The organism is Agrilactobacillus yilanensis (assembly GCF_003946725.1).
Lineage (GTDB): Bacteria > Bacillota > Bacilli > Lactobacillales > Lactobacillaceae > Agrilactobacillus > Agrilactobacillus yilanensis.
In genome coordinates, this window is the sequence record NZ_RHOY01000035.1 from 1 (window position 1) to 3,201 (window position 3,201).

Sequence of the window (3,201 nt, forward strand, 5' to 3'; positions counted from 1 at the left end):
ATATATCATGAAATAAATTCTATAACCGAGAATCAAAACTGTGTATCAAAATTGCCAGGTGAACAACCAAAGCTGAAAGCTTTAGGTCAAGTTAACAAGGGCGCACGGTGAATGCCTTGGCACTAGGAGCCGATGAAGGACGGTACTAACACCGATATGCTTCGGGGAGCTGTAAGTAAGCTTTGATCCGAAGATTTCCGAATGGGGGAACCCGGCTGTCGTAGTTGACAGTCAGTTATAAGTGAATACATAGCTTATAGCAGGTAGACGCGGTGAACTGAAACATCTCAGTAGCTGCAGGAAAATAAAGAAAATTCGATTCCCTGAGTAGCGGCGAGCGAACGGGGAACAGCCCAAACCAAGATGCTTGCATCTTGGGGTTGTAGGACTGGACATCGGAGTTACCAAAATTGAGATTAGCTAAATGATCTGGGAAGGTCAGCCATAGCGGGTGAGAGCCCCTTAAGCGAAAGTCTTAATTCTCCGTCCAGTATCCTGAGTACGGCCAGACACGTGAAATCTGGTCGGAATCCGGGAGGACCATCTCCCAAGGCTAAATACTACCTAGTGACCGATAGTGAACCAGTACCGTGAGGGAAAGGTGAAAAGCACCCCGGAAGGGGAGTGAAATAGTTCCTGAAACCGTGTGCCTACAAGTAGTCAGAGCTCGTTAATGAGTGATGGCGTGCCTTTTGTAGAATGAACCGGCGAGTTACCTTTGCTTGCGTGGTTAAGTCAGAAAAGACGGAGCCGCAGCGAAAGCGAGTCTGAAACGGGCGTTTCAGTAAGTAGAGGTAGACCCGAAACCAAGTGACCTACCCATGTCCAGGTTGAAGGTGCGGTAAAACGCACTGGAGGACCGAACCCACGTAAGTTGAAAATTGCGGGGATGAGGTGTGGGTAGCGGTGAAATTCCAAACGAACTTGGAGATAGCTGGTTCTCTCCGAAATAGCTTTAGGGCTAGCCTTGATATAAGGATCGCGGAGGTAGAGCACTGTTTGAACTAGGGGCCCGTCTTGGGTTACTGAATTCAGATAAACTCCGAATGCCGTTGATTTATTATCAGGAGTCAGACTGCGAGTGATAAGATCCGTAGTCGAAAGGGGAACAGCCCAGATCACCAGTTAAGGTCCCTAAATTTATGCTAAGTGGAAAAGGATGTGGAACTGCGTAGACAACTAGGATGTTGGCTCAGAAGCAGCCATCATTTAAAGAGTGCGTAATAGCTCACTAGTCGAGTGGTCCTGCGCCGAAAATGTACCGGGGCTAAGCATAATACCGAAACTGTGGATGGACACTTTGTGTCCGTGGTAGGAGAGCGTTCTAAGGGCGGTGAAGCTAAATCGTGAGGATTAGTGGAGCGCTTAGAAGTGAGAATGCCGGTATGAGTAGCGAAAGACAGGTGAGAATCCTGTCCACCGTATGACTAAGGTTTCCTGGGGAAGGCTCGTCCGCCCAGGGTTAGTCGGGAACTAAGATGAGGCCGAAAGGCGTAATCGATGACAAACAGGTAGAAATTCCTGTACTGGTCTAGTTCGTTATGAGTGATGGAGGGACGCAGGAGGCTAAGGAAAGCATGCCGCTGGATGTGCATGTCCAAGCAACAAGTCTGAGTAGGAGTCAAATGCTTCTATTCTTAAGGACAAGTTGTGATGGGGAGTGAAATTTAAGTAGCGAAGTTCCTGATGTCACACTGCCAAGAAAAGCTTCTAGCCAGAATTAAACCACCCGTACCGCAAACCGACACAGGTAGTCGAGGAGAGTATCCTAAGGTGTGCGAGAGAACTCTCGTTAAGGAACTCGGCAAAATGACCCCGTAACTTCGGGAGAAGGGGTGCTGGCCTCCGGGCCAGCCGCAGTGAAAAGGCCCAAACAACTGTTTATCAAAAACACAGGTCTCTGCTAAATCGAAAGATGACGTATAGGGGCTGACGCCTGCCCGGTGCTGGAAGGTTAAGAGGATCAGTTAGCGTAAGCGAAGCTGAGAATTGAAGCCCCAGTAAACGGCGGCCGTAACTATAACGGTCCTAAGGTAGCGAAATTCCTTGTCGGGTAAGTTCCGACCCGCACGAAAGGCGTAATGATTTGGGCACTGTCTCAACGAGAGACTCGGTGAAATTATACTACCCGTGAAGATGCGGGTTACCCGCGACAGGACGGAAAGACCCCATGGAGCTTTACTGTAGCTTGATATTGCGTGTTTGTACAATATGTACAGGATAGGTAGGAGCCGTAGAACTCGGAACGCTAGTTTCGAGGGAGGCATTGGTGGGATACTACCCTTATTGTATGAACACTCTAACCCGCACCACTTAGCGTGGTGGGAGACAGTGTCAGGCAGGCAGTTTGACTGGGGCGGTCGCCTCCTAAAGTGTAACGGAGGCGCCCAAAGGTTCCCTCAGAATGGTTGGAAATCATTCGCAGAGTGTAAAGGTAGAAGGGAGCTTGACTGCGAGACAGACAAGTCGAGCAGGGACGAAAGTCGGGCTTAGTGATCCGGTGGTTCCGCATGGAAGGGCCATCGCTCAACGGATAAAAGCTACCCTGGGGATAACAGGCTTATCTCCCCCAAGAGTCCACATCGACGGGGAGGTTTGGCACCTCGATGTCGGCTCATCGCATCCTGGGGCTGTAGTCGGTCCCAAGGGTTGGGCTGTTCGCCCATTAAAGCGGTACGCGAGCTGGGTTCAGAACGTCGTGAGACAGTTCGGTCCCTATCCGTCGCGGGCGCAGGAAATTTGAGAGGAGCTGTCCTTAGTACGAGAGGACCGGGATGGACATACCGCTGGTGTACCAGTTGTGCCGCCAGGCGCAGAGCTGGGTAGCTATGTATGGACGGGATAAGCGCTGAAAGCATCTAAGTGTGAAGCCCCCCTCGAGATGAAATTTCCCATTCAGTTAATGAAGTAAGACCCCTCAAAGATGATGAGGTAGATAGGTTAGGCGTGGAAGTGCTGTGAGGTATGGAGCGGACTAATACTAATCGGTCGAGGACTTGACCAAAATGGTAAGATCTAAGTTTTGTAGGTTGTAAATTGAATTCATGATGTATGGTTTTGAGAGCACAAAGTTCTCAGAAAAAGTGCGGTGGCGATAGCAAGAAGGCAACACCTGTTCCCATGCCGAACACAGTAGTTAAGCTTCTTAACGCCGAATGTAGTTGGTGGGAAACTACCTGCGAGACTAGGAAGTCGCCGCGC

Annotated in this window: 2 rRNA genes; both read left to right on the forward strand. The window is 49.9% G+C overall.

The features are described 5' to 3' along the window. The first annotated feature begins 84 nt into the window (after positions 1-84). Positions 85-3,004: ribosomal RNA gene (locus EKM93_RS13395) — 23S ribosomal RNA — on the forward strand. An 80-nt stretch (positions 3,005-3,084) separates the two neighbouring features. Next, positions 3,085-3,201, forward strand: a 5S ribosomal RNA gene (gene rrf, locus EKM93_RS13400).